This is a genomic window from Pantoea sp. R102 (genome assembly GCF_004916815.1).
GTDB classification, from domain to species: Bacteria; Pseudomonadota; Gammaproteobacteria; order Enterobacterales; family Enterobacteriaceae; genus Pantoea; species Pantoea dispersa.
Map to the genome: position 1 here is coordinate 1 of NZ_SDFT01000212.1, position 15,348 is coordinate 15,348.

General features: G+C 47.7%; 16 protein-coding genes. 7 read left to right on the forward strand and 9 right to left on the reverse strand.

Translation table 11 applies throughout. The annotated features are described in order from the left end of the window. Both drt3b and drt3a read right to left on the reverse strand, forming a co-directional pair. Positions 1 to 1,658, reverse strand: a 1,658-nt coding sequence (gene drt3b / locus ERD80_RS19470) for an antiviral reverse transcriptase Drt3b (RefSeq protein WP_136548165.1), incomplete at its 3' end; no start/stop codon positions are given. Next, positions 1,651 to 2,910, reverse strand: a complete 1,260-nt coding sequence (drt3a, locus tag ERD80_RS19475) for an antiviral reverse transcriptase Drt3a (protein ID WP_136548168.1) — start codon at positions 2,908 to 2,910, stop codon at positions 1,651 to 1,653. The genes drt3a and drt3b, both read right to left, overlap by 8 nt. Positions 2,911 to 3,098: 188 nt before the next feature. Between drt3a and ERD80_RS23010 the strand changes: the two genes are divergently transcribed. Continuing rightward, positions 3,099 to 3,224, forward strand: a complete 126-nt coding sequence (locus tag ERD80_RS23010; protein WP_275044665.1) for a hypothetical protein — start codon at positions 3,099 to 3,101, stop codon at positions 3,222 to 3,224. A 5-nt stretch (positions 3,225 to 3,229) separates the two neighbouring features. On the opposite strand, the gene ERD80_RS19480 is transcribed toward ERD80_RS23010, so the two are convergent. The 3 genes from ERD80_RS19480 to ERD80_RS19490 all read right to left on the reverse strand — a co-directional run bounded on the left by ERD80_RS19480 (position 3,230) and on the right by ERD80_RS19490 (position 5,064). Continuing rightward, positions 3,230 to 3,472, reverse strand: coding sequence for an ogr/Delta-like zinc finger family protein (locus ERD80_RS19480; RefSeq protein WP_072209045.1), 243 nt, complete (start codon positions 3,470 to 3,472; stop codon positions 3,230 to 3,232). 14 nt (positions 3,473 to 3,486) lie between these two features. Continuing rightward, positions 3,487 to 3,780, reverse strand: a complete 294-nt coding sequence (locus tag ERD80_RS22925) for a hypothetical protein (RefSeq protein ID WP_248295879.1) — start codon at positions 3,778 to 3,780, stop codon at positions 3,487 to 3,489. 729 nt (positions 3,781 to 4,509) lie between these two features. Further along, positions 4,510 to 5,064, reverse strand: coding sequence for a hypothetical protein (locus ERD80_RS19490; RefSeq protein WP_127834459.1), 555 nt, complete (start codon positions 5,062 to 5,064; stop codon positions 4,510 to 4,512). Positions 5,065 to 5,290: 226 nt separating this feature from the next. Here ERD80_RS19490 and ERD80_RS19495 point away from each other — a divergent pair, with 226 nt between their 5' ends. Both ERD80_RS19495 and ERD80_RS19500 read left to right on the forward strand, forming a co-directional pair. Continuing rightward, positions 5,291 to 6,106: a hypothetical protein gene (locus ERD80_RS19495; RefSeq protein ID WP_136548170.1), complete on the forward strand. Its 816-nt coding sequence runs from the start codon at positions 5,291 to 5,293 to the stop codon at positions 6,104 to 6,106. Positions 6,107 to 6,110: 4 nt separating this feature from the next. Then, positions 6,111 to 6,488 carry an adenylyltransferase/cytidyltransferase family protein gene (locus ERD80_RS19500; protein WP_072209046.1) on the forward strand — a complete coding sequence of 126 codons (378 nt, stop codon included), beginning with the start codon at positions 6,111 to 6,113 and terminating at the stop codon, positions 6,486 to 6,488. 160 nt (positions 6,489 to 6,648) lie between these two features. Here the strand turns inward: ERD80_RS19500 and ERD80_RS19505 are convergent, their stop codons facing one another. Together ERD80_RS19505 and ERD80_RS19510 are read right to left on the reverse strand one after the other, a co-directional pair. Further along, positions 6,649 to 7,077, reverse strand: a complete 429-nt coding sequence (locus ERD80_RS19505; protein ID WP_136548172.1) for a tautomerase family protein — start codon at positions 7,075 to 7,077, stop codon at positions 6,649 to 6,651. Positions 7,078 to 7,144: 67 nt separating this feature from the next. Continuing rightward, positions 7,145 to 7,900 (reverse strand): SDR family oxidoreductase, encoded by a 756-nt coding sequence (locus ERD80_RS19510; protein WP_136548173.1) that lies wholly within the window; start codon positions 7,898 to 7,900, stop codon positions 7,145 to 7,147. 231 nt (positions 7,901 to 8,131) lie between these two features. Between ERD80_RS19510 and ERD80_RS19515 the strand changes: the two genes are divergently transcribed. The 4 genes from ERD80_RS19515 (at position 8,132) to ERD80_RS19530 (ending at position 10,924) form a co-directional block, all read left to right on the forward strand. After that, on the forward strand, positions 8,132 to 9,043 hold the full coding sequence (locus ERD80_RS19515; RefSeq protein WP_136548176.1) for an AraC family transcriptional regulator: 912 nt from the start codon (positions 8,132 to 8,134) through the stop codon (positions 9,041 to 9,043). A 261-nt stretch (positions 9,044 to 9,304) separates the two neighbouring features. After that, positions 9,305 to 9,658 carry a hypothetical protein gene (locus tag ERD80_RS19520; protein ID WP_021506488.1) on the forward strand — a complete coding sequence of 118 codons (354 nt, stop codon included), beginning with the start codon at positions 9,305 to 9,307 and terminating at the stop codon, positions 9,656 to 9,658. Between the two features lie 190 nt (positions 9,659 to 9,848). Then, a complete protein-coding gene (locus ERD80_RS19525) occupies positions 9,849 to 10,034 on the forward strand; it encodes a YegP family protein (protein WP_125310779.1) in 186 nt (61 codons plus the stop codon). A gap of 233 nt (positions 10,035 to 10,267) precedes the next feature. After that, positions 10,268 to 10,924 carry an epoxyqueuosine reductase QueH gene (locus ERD80_RS19530; RefSeq protein ID WP_031279356.1) on the forward strand — a complete coding sequence of 219 codons (657 nt, stop codon included), beginning with the start codon at positions 10,268 to 10,270 and terminating at the stop codon, positions 10,922 to 10,924. Between the two features lie 37 nt (positions 10,925 to 10,961). Here the strand turns inward: ERD80_RS19530 and ERD80_RS19535 are convergent, their stop codons facing one another. Together ERD80_RS19535 and mgtA are read right to left on the reverse strand one after the other, a co-directional pair. Next, positions 10,962 to 11,639: an SDR family oxidoreductase gene (locus ERD80_RS19535; protein WP_125310781.1), complete on the reverse strand. Its 678-nt coding sequence runs from the start codon at positions 11,637 to 11,639 to the stop codon at positions 10,962 to 10,964. Between the two features lie 159 nt (positions 11,640 to 11,798). Beyond that, positions 11,799 to 14,522, reverse strand: a complete 2,724-nt coding sequence (gene mgtA, locus ERD80_RS19540) for a magnesium-translocating P-type ATPase (protein WP_058770885.1) — start codon at positions 14,520 to 14,522, stop codon at positions 11,799 to 11,801. Between the last annotated feature and the right edge of the window lie 826 nt (positions 14,523 to 15,348).

The following is a 15,348-nucleotide window of genomic DNA, read 5'->3' on the forward strand; positions in this document are numbered from 1 at the left end:
ATTTTATTGTATGCGACATTGTCTCCAATCATAAACAAAAGTGAAATGATGTCGTAATAAGAGTTCACCTCTTTAAATATTTCACCTAATAAATCAGAAGGCAAAAACCGTGATTTATCCAGCTCACCAATTACACACATAATGTTATATGCTTCTAAATTAACAACTCTATTGATAGAAATACTTTCTTTCGACAAATCACTTAAATAATCAAATATCTCACTGTAAATATAGAACTCAATTGCATCCCTAAATTCAGGAATGCTCTTTTTAACAAATCGAATCGCAACTATTAATGTTGATGCCAGTTTGTACGATGAGTTAACAGATGGCGAAACTCTAAAGAAAAAGAAGCATACAAACAAAAGTACATATATTGCAGAATACATATCCCCCCTGTCATACTTGCCGTCTTCAGGAGATAGCTTTTTAATCCTTTCAAATATTGCAGAAACAATGTATGAGGAAACGTCGTCATAAGCCGCTTTTTCACCATAGCAGATTATCTTAATTTCATTTATGAATTTCATCGCCAGGTTATTTTTTCTAAAAATACCTTTCGGATTCAAATGAAACGAATTACTCTTTTCAAGAAAGATGTCAATAAACGAATTAAAGCTGTTGTTTACCAAATGAATCACTTTTGATTTAGCTGTTGAAAATGGTTTAGCCTTTAGTTCAACCTTTCCTAAATTGACATGCATATTGTATTCAGCCAAACCATCTGAATAGATTTTATAAATATCTTTTGCAATCACTTCAGAATTAGTAAAAATAAACACATCGTCAACATAACGTCTTATTTCATAATCATGACCATTACGTAATGAAGTTTTTTGTTCAAGTAATTTCTTTTGAACAAAAAGATCTATCTTTTGAAAAATCACTTCTGAGAAAATACGACTAATCTCAGGACCGATTATCAAACCATGCGTTTCGTTAAAATTACTTCTCTGCATTAATTTATCAAACGCATCGCCAAAATTTAACGATTTATTAGCTAGCATTCCTTTGGTGAACAACTTATCTTTAGTTGCCCAAGAAATGGAATGTGTATAAATGCTATCAAAACACTTGGATACATCGAGAGTTTGAAGAAAGTTGAATCTTTTTTCAAGCCTAAGAAAATCAAGAGATGTGAAAAATTTATATAGTCTATCATATCCCACATAACTAAAGTATGACGATGCATGCTTTGAGTATATTTCTCCGTTTTCAGTATCAACTACATCTTTTTTATATAAATTCCGATCTTCGAGAAGATTCTTGAAATAATATGTACTGGCAACTTTTTTGGGCGCCCTAATCGAAAAATCACTTTGAGAGCAGAAATGCACTATCATTGCGCTGTAGTGCATATAGAAGTCTTTCATTTCAATTTGAGAAAATGGATGTGGAATTGACAACCTCCGAAATTCCGTTTCGTTCTTTTTTATCTTGTAAGTATATGGGATAGTGTATTTATTTTTCTTTCTATCGCCTAAAATAACCCTCTTAAAAATAACACTACTAAACCCTTGTAATCTTGAATGATTCCTGACATTTTTATAAAACCCATCATTTGATGAAATAATAGGTGTTTCATAAGGTGTAGTTTCTGTCACCAAAGCCCTATTAAAATCTTTTTTATTAACCTTGTATGGCTTTCCTTTATGCATATTTCCAGCACTCCTGTATCCGCTTCATTTTTTTTGCAGAGTAATGAAAGAAATGACATTTACTATGACCTCTAACAAAACTGAACTTTAAAACTTTATATTTTTGAATTTGATTAAGGTTGAGGTGGAATTCGTAAAAAACCTTGCCACTAGAAGAAAGAACTGCTTTTTTTAAAAATTTATCAAGTTCAGCAAGCCCTACCGAATTCATTGAATCAACCATCGGATAGTTATAGTAAATTCCTGATAATCTTTTTAAAGTTCGTTCTGAATCTAGCACACTAAAATTTGTTGATAAAAACTTTAATCTCTCACATAAAAGATCGAAATTTTTATTTTTATTGTAACTAATGATGGAGTGCATAATTCTACTTTTTAGCTTGTTAATTTTAGCTTGAGATAAGTCAATCTCTACATCTCTTACCAATCCTCTAATACTGCACTCACTGACATTGTCACTTATAGAAAAACTGTATCCTAAATATTCAAAAGTCATTAACTTGCTTTTTGGTTTTTTACTATTTGCCTTTCCGGCCTTCGCAAGCCCATCACTGACAAAATATTTCTTATTGTTAAACTCCAGTCCTGCTGGCAAGGCCTGTCTTAAGTCATCCATTAATAGTTTGTCATCTTCGAACCCATCTGTAATTAGGATGATATCATCGACATATCTGGCATAATAAAAAACGTGTGGCAAATTTCTTATCAGCTCATCAAATTCATGCATAAGATAGTCAGACAGGAATGAACTTATAGATAGTCCTCGAGGAATTCCCTTTCCGCCGTTTACATAAAACTCATACATAAACTCTTTCAAGAGCTGTTTACTTCTAACATCCACTCCAGTGACATCATCTATTTTTTTAAAAATATAGGCTTGGTCAAATGATTCATAAAAAGATTTGACATCCAATCTATACAATCGAAACTGCGAGCACTCTGAAATAAACATCTTCACGGCATCAACTATTACTGAACGTGGCGTCATTTTAACTTTGTTTTTCGTCGCAATATTACTTTTTATTTTCCTAAGAACAAGTATATCGGCCAGTTCATTAACCCAATAAACGGTCTTTCCTCTTATAACTGACGAAGATAACTGGTAGCCGAGAAAACCTGTTTGCGCGCGCTTAACAGCCGACTTAATAACCTTTTCCTTTTCCTCACTGCTGCCTAAATTTCGCCATTTTTGAAAGTCAATGGGTTTAAAACAATACGACAGTGTACGTGTATTAAAAGACTGGTCGTGCATAAAACTACCCGAAGGACAATTGAGATGTATCGAATATGCCTTCAAGTTAGAGTTGATTCAAGACTCCAGCGCGCAATGCTATCCCCGCCACGCCTGCCCGCTTTGTGCATCGCTTTCCATGCAAGTGCATTGTGTGGGCCGTGCCGCGCCCGGTACGGCCTGACGTGAGAAAGCGGTGATGATTTTGCATGCAGATCCATGCACGCTATGCATGCACTGCTCTTTACAAAGCGGCTGACAAGAAAAAAGGCTTCTGGAAGATAAAAGATGGACACAAAAAAGCCACTGGTGTAGCAGTGGCCGTGCAGGATTAATGAACCTAGCAGAATGCAGAACCGTAACGGCCCAGCGTCTGACGTTCTCTTACCGGTTTCGGTGGTGCTTCCGGTACGTTTTCCGGCTGGGGCGGTTCGGTAATGACCTTTGTGATGCTCTCATTCGTCTTGAAAGTGCAGGAGCAGTCCAGGTTAGTGCACTGGTGATAACGCTCTTTCATCTGTTCGGACATATAGCGACTCGATTTGGTATGTGCCGCACTTTTGCAGTAAGGACAATGCATCATTTCTGACTGCCCTCCTAAAGTTTTGCACGCTGTGCCTGAATTGACTCAGTCGGTTTCTGACGGCGCATAGGGCTCGTATAAAGCTCCATATCAATACCCGTTATGGCCGGGCGGTGCAGGCCTATATTCTCCAGCAGCGGTGCCTCTTTCAGCACGCTATCCGGCAGGGCCACAGCCGCCCGCGTCAGTACTTCACCAACCAGATAAGCCACGTCCTTAATCCGGTCACAGTCTTCACCGGCAAACGTCGGGGAAAGTTCTTCACGGCGGATACGCAGCTTAATGGCCCACAGCAGCGACAGACTCACGTTACGCAGGGCTGACTGCCAGTGTGAATCCGCGAACCCGGTAAATGCTTACTGGTTCGATTCAACGTACTTTTTCTCACTGCCGCAGCATTTCAGCATCGCCTCCTGCTTATCCAGCGCAAGCTCTTTGACCAGCCCGCCGAACTCGTCAGCCAGTTCCCGGCTGGCGATGCGCTGAGAATGTTCGGCGCGCAGCTCGTCAGTGAGATTGCCTCGCAGGTTGCGAAAGCGTGTGCGCCAGTCGCCTCGGCTTCTTTCCCTGCGTCGATGGCCGCCTACTGCTCTCTTTCACAGCGGACGATATCGGCGCAGATACCGTTATAGGCTTTCATCTTTTCGGTATGTTCAGTGCGGGCTTTTTTGAATCTGTTATCTATCTAACCGCATGCCGATCAGCGTCCTCTCATCCTGACAGCTTTTGGTCAGACGGTAGCACAGATGCTTAAAGAGTATGAGCGCGTGCGGACCAAACGCCTTAGAAATCACGATATACATACTGATCTCACACTGCATGAAGACAGCTATGCAGATTGTTTTCAGTCATGCCCGAAATAATTCCAAAGCTGACTTATGCTGGTTGATGTCACTATAAATGAAGTACACATCCAAATCTTATGTTTAAATATAAATTTTGAATGCCTTCGGGCCCCATACATTAATCACCTTAAAGATAAAAAACACCGTCACTTACATAATCGCAAGGTTAAAAATAAACCACCAACAGTAAAATCAAATAAAAATAACATCACAAGACTCTATCAAAGATAGTTCATTTACACATAGCACTGTGCTGTTAGGATAACTCGACTCCAACGCCAACTCCCTCTGCAATTTATCTTTTATGTATACATTATGAATGACACACCTATAATTCATTCTATTCATTAACATCCTCATTATGATACAATCATCCAGTCTAATATCTTTCCTCTTTTTTATTTTCAAATCCCGCCTCACCAACAAATCAAAATAATGTTCCTTTATAATATGATCCTTTTGTTCATTATACTCTTTTAAGCCATCGGTGCTCCTCAAGTCTAAAAGTTGTGATTCATCCAACTTAACCTTAGCTTTTATCACGCATAATTCATCATCTACATTACTGTTTCTTGCCCACTCCTTTGCCTTTTCTAATGGATTAGAAATGCCATTTATGAAAAAATAAACACCATTCCCTAACCAGTCTTCGTTTGATGAACTTAATCTAAAACCGTCACTTATTATAGACAATGCAGCATCTTTCGTGGTACCGTGATAGCAAACAAACTCATTCAAATTCAACATATCTATGAGCACACCTCTTTTTTACACTCTGACAGTCATTGCTATATCAGCCTGTATTTTACTATATAAACTAAAACCAAAGTACATCTGTTATTTTTTTTCATATTACAATAAAAAATTCTTTCAGAATAGAAAGTCAATTAGCGCACCCGTTAAATTTATTTCTTTCCTATTTATAGTCACAATTTTATATACAGTTATAAATTACAATCCATTTTCAGAAACTTTGGATAAGATTAAACCATTTCTCCCGGGTTCAATCAGTGATTATCTTACCAAACTTCAGCCGCATAGCAATATAATAAAAATAACATTGCTATCAATTGAGTTTTCCGCCATTATACTTTTCCTTTTTTTATTCATCAAAACGCCACCATTCCCACAAAAAAAAATAACCAACGAATTATTAATAACCGAAATAACTAAGTATAAGAATTTAACCATATCATCTTATTTTGGCTCAATACATCATGTCAGAAATATTCAGCTCATTGTTACATCTGAGAACAGTGATCTTGATTTAGCAAGCACATCAAGCACATCGATATCTGGAAGAGTTAGGCTTATGGCTTCGACAAGAGACGCCATAGGTAGAATAATAAACGATCCTCTATATGACAACATTAGTAATTTCAAAAAATCTTATGGTAAAAATAATGATTTTAAATTGGGGACATGTATCCCATCGCAACCGTTTGAATTGGATAAGCGAGGCGTAAAATGTGTTATGCACGCAGTTTCAATAAAAAAAAATAACGACAATACAATTTACTCTGACAAAGACTCAATTAAAGAAATACTACTAAAATCATTAAACCACTGTATTGATAATTCCTATAACAGTATATTCATACCTATTTTTGGCATTGGAAGCGCGCAGCAAGATTATGCTAAATCAATTAGAAGTCAACTATCTTCATTGAAGTCGGTGTTAGATGATGATCTAACACACCCAATCATTAGCATACATTTATATTTGGGGGTTTACCGGGAATTAGATGATTTGTTTTTAAAAAAAACCACTATGGAAATATTTAGGTAAAAATATGCTGATAGGATATACATCTGGAATTTTTGATCTTTTCCACCAAGGTCACATTAATTATTTAACTGAGTGCAAAAAGTATTGTGACTTCCTTTTTGTAGGTGTAGATTCTGACCAAAGAACAGCATTATCAAAAGGGGTAGGAAGACCTATTGAAAACATTAACTCCAGGCTTAAAAAAGTGAGTGAATTTTGTGACATCTCATTTGAAAAAAAAGAAAGCTCTTGGGTTTACATAGAAAAAATTCGCCCAAAAATTTTATTTCGCTCAGCGCAAAATCCAATTATAGATCAAAAAGAAAATGTTAAAATAATATATATTCCATACACTCTGGATATATCAACAACAATATTAATATCTAAACTCAACGTTAATTAGCCAACCTTTTCATTACACAAAACTTTAAAAATGCGCTTTAACAATCATACTAAATCTATGACCAAGAGGTGTTGCAAAAAAGTACTAATTAGAAAAATACTTAAAATCCATCTATGCCATTCCCTGTGGATTTCCAGGCTCCCCATCAAAAACATTTCCTTCAAATCGCCGCAGCGTTTTCATCGCTGGCGCGAAGCGCTGCCAGATCGGCCAACTGACCGAATATGCCCCAGTTGGCTTCTTCGATTTCCTGAATCACCACATAGACAGGAGCGAAAGAGGTGCCTGACGGACGACGATCCAGAATTGCAGTTGCTCCCTCGATCAGCTTCTTCTTTGCTTCCTCATCCAGGCCACCTTTGATGACATATATCTGAAGGGACACAACCGGCAACCATGCGGGTTTGTCTCCCATAAAAACGGCATCAGAAGAGTATTCGGCAAAGTAGGTCCATACCGTACTACGAACCAGAGGGGAGTCTGGCAGCGCCTCGCAATCAAGTCCTAACTGCGTCAGATCTCTGGCAACCTGTTGACGCTCAGCCGCATCAAAGGTACCTGCTGGCGCATGAATGATCATTTTAGGCATCAAATACCTCTTATTGCATCAGGGAACAGGATGGATTCCGCACCGGGCGGAATCCATCATCGGGCAACTAAATGGACTGCCCACCGGAAACTTCAATGCGCTGACCGGTGACCCAGCGGTTGTCCGGTGCCAGCAGGCTGGCAATCATCGGACCGATGTCATCAGGCAGACCCACGCGACCCAGCGCGGTCATGCCAGCAAACGCCTGGTTGTAATCGGGGATGTCACGCACCGCGCCACCCAGGAAGTCGGTCTCAATCGCTCCCGGGGCCACGGTATTCACGGTGATGCCGCGGCTGCCCAGTTCTTTCGCCATATACACGGAGAGTATTTCAACGGCGCCCTTGGCAGCCGAGTAGGCCGAGAAACCCGGGAACGACACGCGGGTCAGCCCCGAAGAGAAGTTGACGATGCGTCCGCCATCGACCAGCAGCGGCAGCAGCGACTGCGTCAGAAAAAACACTCCTTTGACGTGTACGTTAAATAACGCGTCGAACTGCTCTTCCGTGGTGGCGGTAAAGTCGGCCATTTCCCCATGCCCGGCGTTGTTGATCAGATGGTCGAACGTTTCGCGTCCCCAGTCACCTTTCAGGATATTGCGCATGGCGGCGACGAAACCCGGTAAGGACGATACGTTGCTGGTGTCCAGCTGCAGCGCAACGGCCTTACGGCCAAGCGCCTGAATTTCATTCACCACGGCGTCCGCCGCTTCTTTACCAGTACGATAAGTCACGATGACATCACCACCATGGCGGGCAATGCTCAGTGCGGTATTACGGCCAAGACCCCGGCTGGCGCCAGTTACAAGAGAAAGGGTTGTCATGAAATATCTCCTCAATAATGGGAGAGTGATTCTAACAATCGACAAACTTCCAGGGTTGCCCAATAATTTCTAATTATTGCCTGATTATTTTTATATTTTTATTTTGATGCCGTATTTACTAGAATGGTTGCATCTGAAATTTTTTATTAATTGCCTGATAATATGAAAAAGCATGAGCACTCGTATGAGCAACGCCCTGCAGGGGACGATGAGTTTCACTCTGCCGGGAGGATGGCGTCTTTGCTGCAGGCGGCAAGGCATTATGCTGATGAACACCACAACGGAGCAGGCGTTGCTGCAACGCCAGTTGATGGTGTATTCATTCTGCGCGAGACCGCGCCTACCGCATTGCAATTCGCTATCACTAAACCGTTGATCGCAATGGTGCTGCAAGGCAGTAAACGCGTGACCATGGGCAGCGATCGTTTTGATTTCGGCGCGGGGGAATCCCTGCTGATCACCATGGACGTGCCAACCGTGAGTCAGGTTATCAGCGCCAGTGCCGACACCCCTTATTATTCTCTGGTCGTGGAACTGGATGCGGCGGTGATTAGTGAACTGATGGCAAACATGGTCGGGCTGGAGGCTGCCACGGATTTGCCCGTCAGCATTGATCAGATCGAAGAAGATGTGGCAGAAGCCGCTTTGCGCCTGCTGAACATGCTCAGCAGACCGCGGGCGCTCGCCGTGTTGGGCAGCCAGTTGGTGCGGGAGTTACATTACTGGCTATTGTCAGGACGACACGGCAGCGCGCTGCGCGCTCTCGGTAGCACTGACAGCCATGCCCGGCGGATTGCGCGGGCAGTCGCAATCATTCGGGCCAATTATGCGCAACCGCTGCGCATGAAAACCCTCGCTGACGCCGCCGGTATGAGCCTCTCGGTATTCCACACGCATTTCCGCCATGTCACCACGCTCACCCCGCTGCAATTTCAGAAACAGCTGCGCCTGCTTGAAGCGCGGAGACTGATGCTGACGGAAGGGACAGCGATCGGTATTGCTGCTAATGCGGTGGGATATGAGAGCGTGACGCAGTTTACCCGTGAATATTCACGGCTGTTTGGTTCACCGCCAGCGCGAAATATTCGGGAAACCCGCGCACTCGAGCGTTCAGTCCTGTCCGGTGAGCCTATGAGGCAATAAATTATTCGAGTCTGTCGCTGCCGGGACATACATCCTGGCGGGTGACATCTGATCACCCGAACGACGCTAACTGCTTTACCCTCAGTCAGCCGTAACGAACAAAAGCTTGCGAAAGCGTCCTCCCTGCTGCGCACTTATGCCAGAAACGCCCACAGAAACGGTACGATTCACTTACAGTTTATTCCTAATGCCCTGCGTTGCGCTCTGTGCCACTCTTAACTACGCTCATAACACTTATGATGCTTAATGAGGGAATATATTATGAAAAAGACGATTATTGCGTTATCCGCCATTCTTCTGACTTCTACGGCGTTTGCCGCCACACACGCAACCGATGAAACCGTCGCTGACGCCAAAGCGGGCGCCAATACGGCGAAAGAGAAACTGCATCAGGCGCAGCATCAGGGTGAAGAGCAGCAGCTCAAAGCCAAACATGCTGCCGAAGGCAAAAGCGATAGCCTGACCAGCAAAGCGAGTGAAAACTCACAGAAAGCCTGGAATAGCACCAAAGAAGGTACTGAAAAAGGTTGGGACGCCACCAAAGAAGGCGCGCAGAAAGGCTGGAACAAAACCAAAGAAGGTGCCAGCGATCTGAAGAAGAAAGTCTCTGAGTAATAGCGCTAACTATTATCCCCTAAAGGCCGCGATGCGGCCTTTTTTGTGCCTGCCAGCAACCGGATTGATACAAAACGCTGCGATCCCGCTCCTGGATTCGGGCAAATTTCTAATCAGTGATTGATTAATAAGCAGGCTGCGCGAATAGTAAGCGAACCGGCCATCGGGTGCCGGCACAAGGAGAAAGCACATGGGATATTACGTACTGAGAAAAAGTGATACAGCATTGTCGCAGAAATACTGGTTTGTGCTTAAAGCCAGCAACGGCGAAACCATCGCCACCAGCGAGATGTACAGTTCTAAACAGGCGGCGGAAAACGGCATCCGCTCGGTGCAGCAGAACGGTGCGTCGACCACCGTTCACGATGAGACCTGACTTCGCGCAGCCTGCGCAGTGATGAAAGAAGGGTTGTCACTGACCGTACAATAAGCCCTGAACCTAAAATAGCGGCGCAATGTATTACGCAATGAATCGCGCCGCTAAGCATCCCCGGCGAGCGGATGCCACGCAGTACCACAGGCACTCTGCCTGAAACGCCACCGACGCTTTGCATCGCCCGGCCTTTGCCCCTACACTTGCCGCATCGCCCTTAACCATTAATTAACTTTATGTCCGATACATTTCAACGCCAGCCGCTGCCCTTGCCCAACGGCCACAATAAAGTGCTGCTGCACTCCTGCTGCGCTCCCTGCTCGGGAGAAGTGATGGAAGCGATGCTGGCTTCCGGCATCGATTACACCATCTTCTTCTACAACCCGAACATCCATCCGCTGAAAGAGTACGAGCTGCGCAAAGAGGAGAACATCCGCTTTGCCGAGCAGTTTGGCGTGCCTTTTGTTGATGCCGATTACGACAAAGACAACTGGTTCGAGCGCGCGCGTGGCATGGAGTGGGAGCCGGAGCGCGGCGTGCGCTGCACCATGTGTTTCGACATGCGCTTCGAGCGCACCGCGCTGTACGCGCATGAACACGGCTTCCCGGTGATCACCAGTTCACTCGGCATTTCGCGCTGGAAGAATATGCAGCAAATCAACGACTGCGGCGTACGCGCGGCGGCGCGCTATCCGGATATGCTTTACTGGGAGTTTAACTGGCGTAAAGGTGGCGGTTCGTCGCGCATGATTGAGATCAGCAAGCGCGAGCGCTTCTATCAGCAGGAGTATTGCGGCTGCATCTATTCGCTGCGCGATACCAACCGTCACCGCGTAGCAAGCGGTCGCGAACGCATTGAAATCGGCGTGCAGTACTATTCGCCGGATGAGTAAGAAAAAAACCTGCTGGCGCTAACCAGCAGGTTAATCATTACCAGTTCAGCAGCTGGCCGCGGTAATCCACGTAATGATGGCCGCCACGCCCGCTAAACTGCTGCAGCTGCGTGACCATGCCCTGCGCACTCTCGGTAACGCTGATATCCGCGCCCTCTCCGCCCATGTCCGTTTTTACCCAGCCCGGATGCAGTGACAGCAAGGTGCTGCCCTGCTGGTGCATCTGCGTCGCCAGCGCGCGGCTCAGCATATTCAGCGCCGCTTTGCTGGCTGCGTAGAACGGCATCGCCGCGTCACGGTTCTCGTTGAGGCTGGCGAGACGCGACGTGGTCAGGCCCAGCACGCTCTGTTTATCGCGCAGCAGCGGCAGCAGGCTCTCCGCCAGGCGCACCGGCGCCACCGCATTGGTAAAGAACAGCTCGCTGAGCTGCGCATCGTCCACGTCGCGCAGCTGCGATGCGTGCGGACCGAGAATCCCGGCGTTAATCAGGATGCAATCAAAGGGTGCGTCGCCGAGCTGCCGGACCAGCGCGTCACGCTGCGCGCCATCGGTGATATCCAGCGCCAGCCACTGCAGCTGCGGATGCTGAAACGAAACCGCCGTGGAACGGTAGGTGGCGGTCACCTGCCAGCCCGCCTGCAGTAGTTGCTGCACCACGGCCAGGCCAATGCCTTTTGACGCCCCAATAATCAATGCTCGCTGTTGTTGGCTCATCTGTCTCTCGCTGGTTGGTGTGCCACGAAAAAGGGCAGGATACCCTGCCCTGTTGTCCTTACCGGAACACTAACGTTAGCACGACGATGACCACCATAATTATCAGCAGGTGGCACACCGTTTTATCCAGGTTGCGTTGCTTCATCGCGCCTCCTGCACTCAGAACCACTGGCCAAAGCGCTTGATGTACAGCGTTTTCATACCCTGCGCTACCAGGCAGTAACCGAGCAGCGTGGCCAGCAGCCACGGGAAATAGCTCCATGGCAGCGGCACCAGGCCGACCATCGCGCCGAGCGGCGAGAACGGCAGCAGAATGCCGGCAATCATTACGCAGGCGGTGGTCAGCAGCACCGGCAGCGCCGCGCGGCTCTGGATAAACGGAATCTTGCGCGTGCGCAGCATGTGCACCACCAGCGTCTGCGACAGCAGCCCTTCCACAAACCAGCCGGACTGGAACAGTGACTGCATCGCTGGGGTATTCGCCGCGAACACGTACCACATCAGCGCAAAAGTGGTGATGTCAAAAATTGACGACGTTGGCCCAATCCACAGCATAAAGCGCTTGATGTTGCGCGCGTCCCATTTGCGTGGTTTGCGCAGGAACTCGCGATCCATTTTGTCCCACGGCAGCGCCAGCTGTGACAGATCGTACATCAGGTTCTGAATCAGCAGGTGAATCGCCAGCATCGGCAGGAACGGGATGAACGCGCTCGCCACCAGCACTGAGAACACATTGCCGAAGTTCGAACTGGCGGTCATGTTCAGGTACTTGATGATGTTGCCGAACGTCTCGCGCCCCTTCATCACGCCCTCTTCCAGCACCATCAAATCCTTTTCCAGCAGGATGATGTCTGAAGACTCTTTGGCGATATCCGCCGCGCTGTCGACCGAGATCCCCACATCGGCGTCACGCAACGCCGGCGCATCATTGATGCCGTCACCGAGAAAACCCACCGTATGGCCCTGCTGCTGCAGCGCACGCAGAATGCGTGACTTCTGCAGCGGCGTCAGTTTGGCAAACACCGAGCTGCGCGCCGCGGCCTGCGCCAGCTGTTCATCGCTCATCGCCGCAATCGCCTCGCCGGTGAGGATCTCGCCACAGTCGATGCCCACCTGCTGACAGATGCGCGCCGTCACTACCGGATTATCGCCGGTCAGCACTTTGACCGTTACGCCGTTCTCGTTCAGCGCGGTAATCGCCTTCGCCGCACTCTCCTTCGGCGGATCGAGGAAGGTCAGCAGCCCTTCGATGGTCAGCCCCTGCTCATCCGCGACGCTCAGCGCCTGTTGCAGACCCGGCTCCGCCAGCGCGCGGCTGGCCACCAGCAGCACGCGGAAGCCCTGTTGATTGTACTGATGCGCCAGCGCCAGCAGCTCCGCACGACGGGTTTCATTGAGCGGCTGAATCAGTTTGCCTTCGCGTTCGGCGCTGGCAATGCTCAGCATCTCCTCGACCGCGCCCTTACAGATCAGCATCTGCTGGTTGAGGCGGCGGTCACGCACCACCACTGAAACGCGACGACGCACAAAATCAAACGGCAGCTCATCCACTTTGCTGTAGTAGTCGCTCATGTCCGCGCTGATGCGTCCTTTGCCGTAACGCAGGATGGCGCGGTCCATCAGGTTAGGCGTGCCGCTCTGGTAATGGCTGTTGAGCCAGCTCAGCATCAGAACGCGCGAGTTCTCTACCCCGGCACAGTCGAGATGGTGCTCGAGGATAATGTTGTCCTGCGTCAGCGTGCCGGTTTTATCGGTACACAGAATGTCCATGGCGCCGAGGTTCTGGATCGCGTTCAGGCGTTTGACGATCACTTTACGGCGCGACATGGCAATCGCCCCTTTGGCCAGATTCGAGCTGACAATCATCGGCAGCATTTCCGGCGTCAGTCCCACCGCCACCGCCAGCGCGAACAGCGAAGCATCCAGCCAGTCGCCTTTGGTCAGGCCGTTAATCAGCAGCACCACCGGCACCATCACCAGCATGAAACGAATCAGCAGCCAGCTGACGCTGTTCACGCCGCGATCGAAAGCGGTTTGTGTGCGGTTACCGACAATCGATTTCGCCAGGCTGCCGAAGTAAGTTTCCCCGCCGGTCGCCACCACCACCGCTTTGGCGCTGCCGCTGGAGACGTTAGTGCCCATCAGGCATACGCTGCCCAGTTCCAGCAGCGATGCATCTTTGTCGCTGGCGCTGGCCTGTTTACTGGCCACGTGACCGGTGACGTCATATTTCTCCACCGGCAGCGATTCGCCGGTCAGAATCGCCTGGCTGATAAACAGATCGCGTGAGTCGAGCAGCCGCACATCGGCTGGCACCAGATCGCCCGCCGAGAGATAGATGATGTCGCCAGGCACCAGGCTGGTGATGTCCACTTCCTGTTTCTGCGGCGCCTGCTGTACCGATTCCCGGCGCAACACGGTGGCGGTGGTGCGCACCATCGATTTCAGCGCCTGTGCCGCTTTGTTGGTGCGGAACTCCTGCCAGAAGCGCAGCAAACCGCTGAGCGTTACCATCGTCACAATGATGATGACACCGGTCAGATCGGTCTCCTCGCCATGGCGCAGCGGCATCCAGTAGTCGGTGAAAAAGCTCACCAGCGCGAGCGCCAGCAGCACATAGATGAACGGATTATTGAAAGCCTGAATCAGCTGCACCAGCGCCGGTGGCGCTTTATCATGCTCCACCTGATTGCGACCATAAATCTGCAGCCGCGCTTCCGCTTCGCGTTCGACCAGCCCCAGCGCATCGCTGCGCAGGCGCAGCAGCGTTTCGTCGGCGGTAAAAGCGGCTTCGTCTTCAATCAGATAGCGTGCGGTTTTCTGACGTGCCGGACGCACGGTGTTCCAGGCTTTTTTTTCCTGGTTGAGTTTCATGTCAGTCATGATGACACTCCTCGTTTATTTTTTTTACGGCAATAACGATCCCTGCGCGCCAGACGCACAAGTCGAAAACATTAATTGTCACGGCGTGACCGGATTAAATTAAAAATAACCTGTCGGGAATTTCCATATTACCTCCCGGAAATAATGGGCGAAGAAAGTCGCTCGCTGAATAACGAGTGAAATAACATAATCCTGGATAACGCTGCGCGCAGCAGCAGCCTGAAGCGGCTTAACGCGCAGGGAAGCTCAGCACGCTGAAGATCAGCGCGCGCATCGAGGCGGAGGAAAAAGTGCGTTTAAAATCATGTGCATGATGCTATTCCCACGGGCATCAGCCCGCTGTGGTGTCATTATCAGGGAACAATCATCAGAAACAGGTGAGGATTGCTGCCCGCCATGTTGGCAAGCAGCGACAAAAGAATTCGCGCGTCAGCTTGCCTTGTATTGCCATCGATAAGGGTGACTGTCCAACTGAATTCTCCTGTGTGAAGTTGCGGCTATTATAGGAGGGCGAAAAGCGAAGTAAAGTTAATTATCCGGTGGTTCAGGTTGATTTAATTTTCGTTGCGATTTGGTTGATAAAGCGCGCGGAAATAAGGTGTGCCAGATTAATCCGACCGCATCACGCCCCCTTGCTTATAACTGAAGCGCACCGCTTAGAACCTTACGGCATATGCATAGCCATAAATTGACTATTCTTCACTGTAGCGCTCTCGTAAACTCGCGTTACTTTTTTAAGGCAAGGAAACAACATGAAAAAAATTATTCCCTCACTGCTGGCGCTGTCGCTGGTAGCCGCCTTCTCCGCGCAGGCCGCCACGCCAAA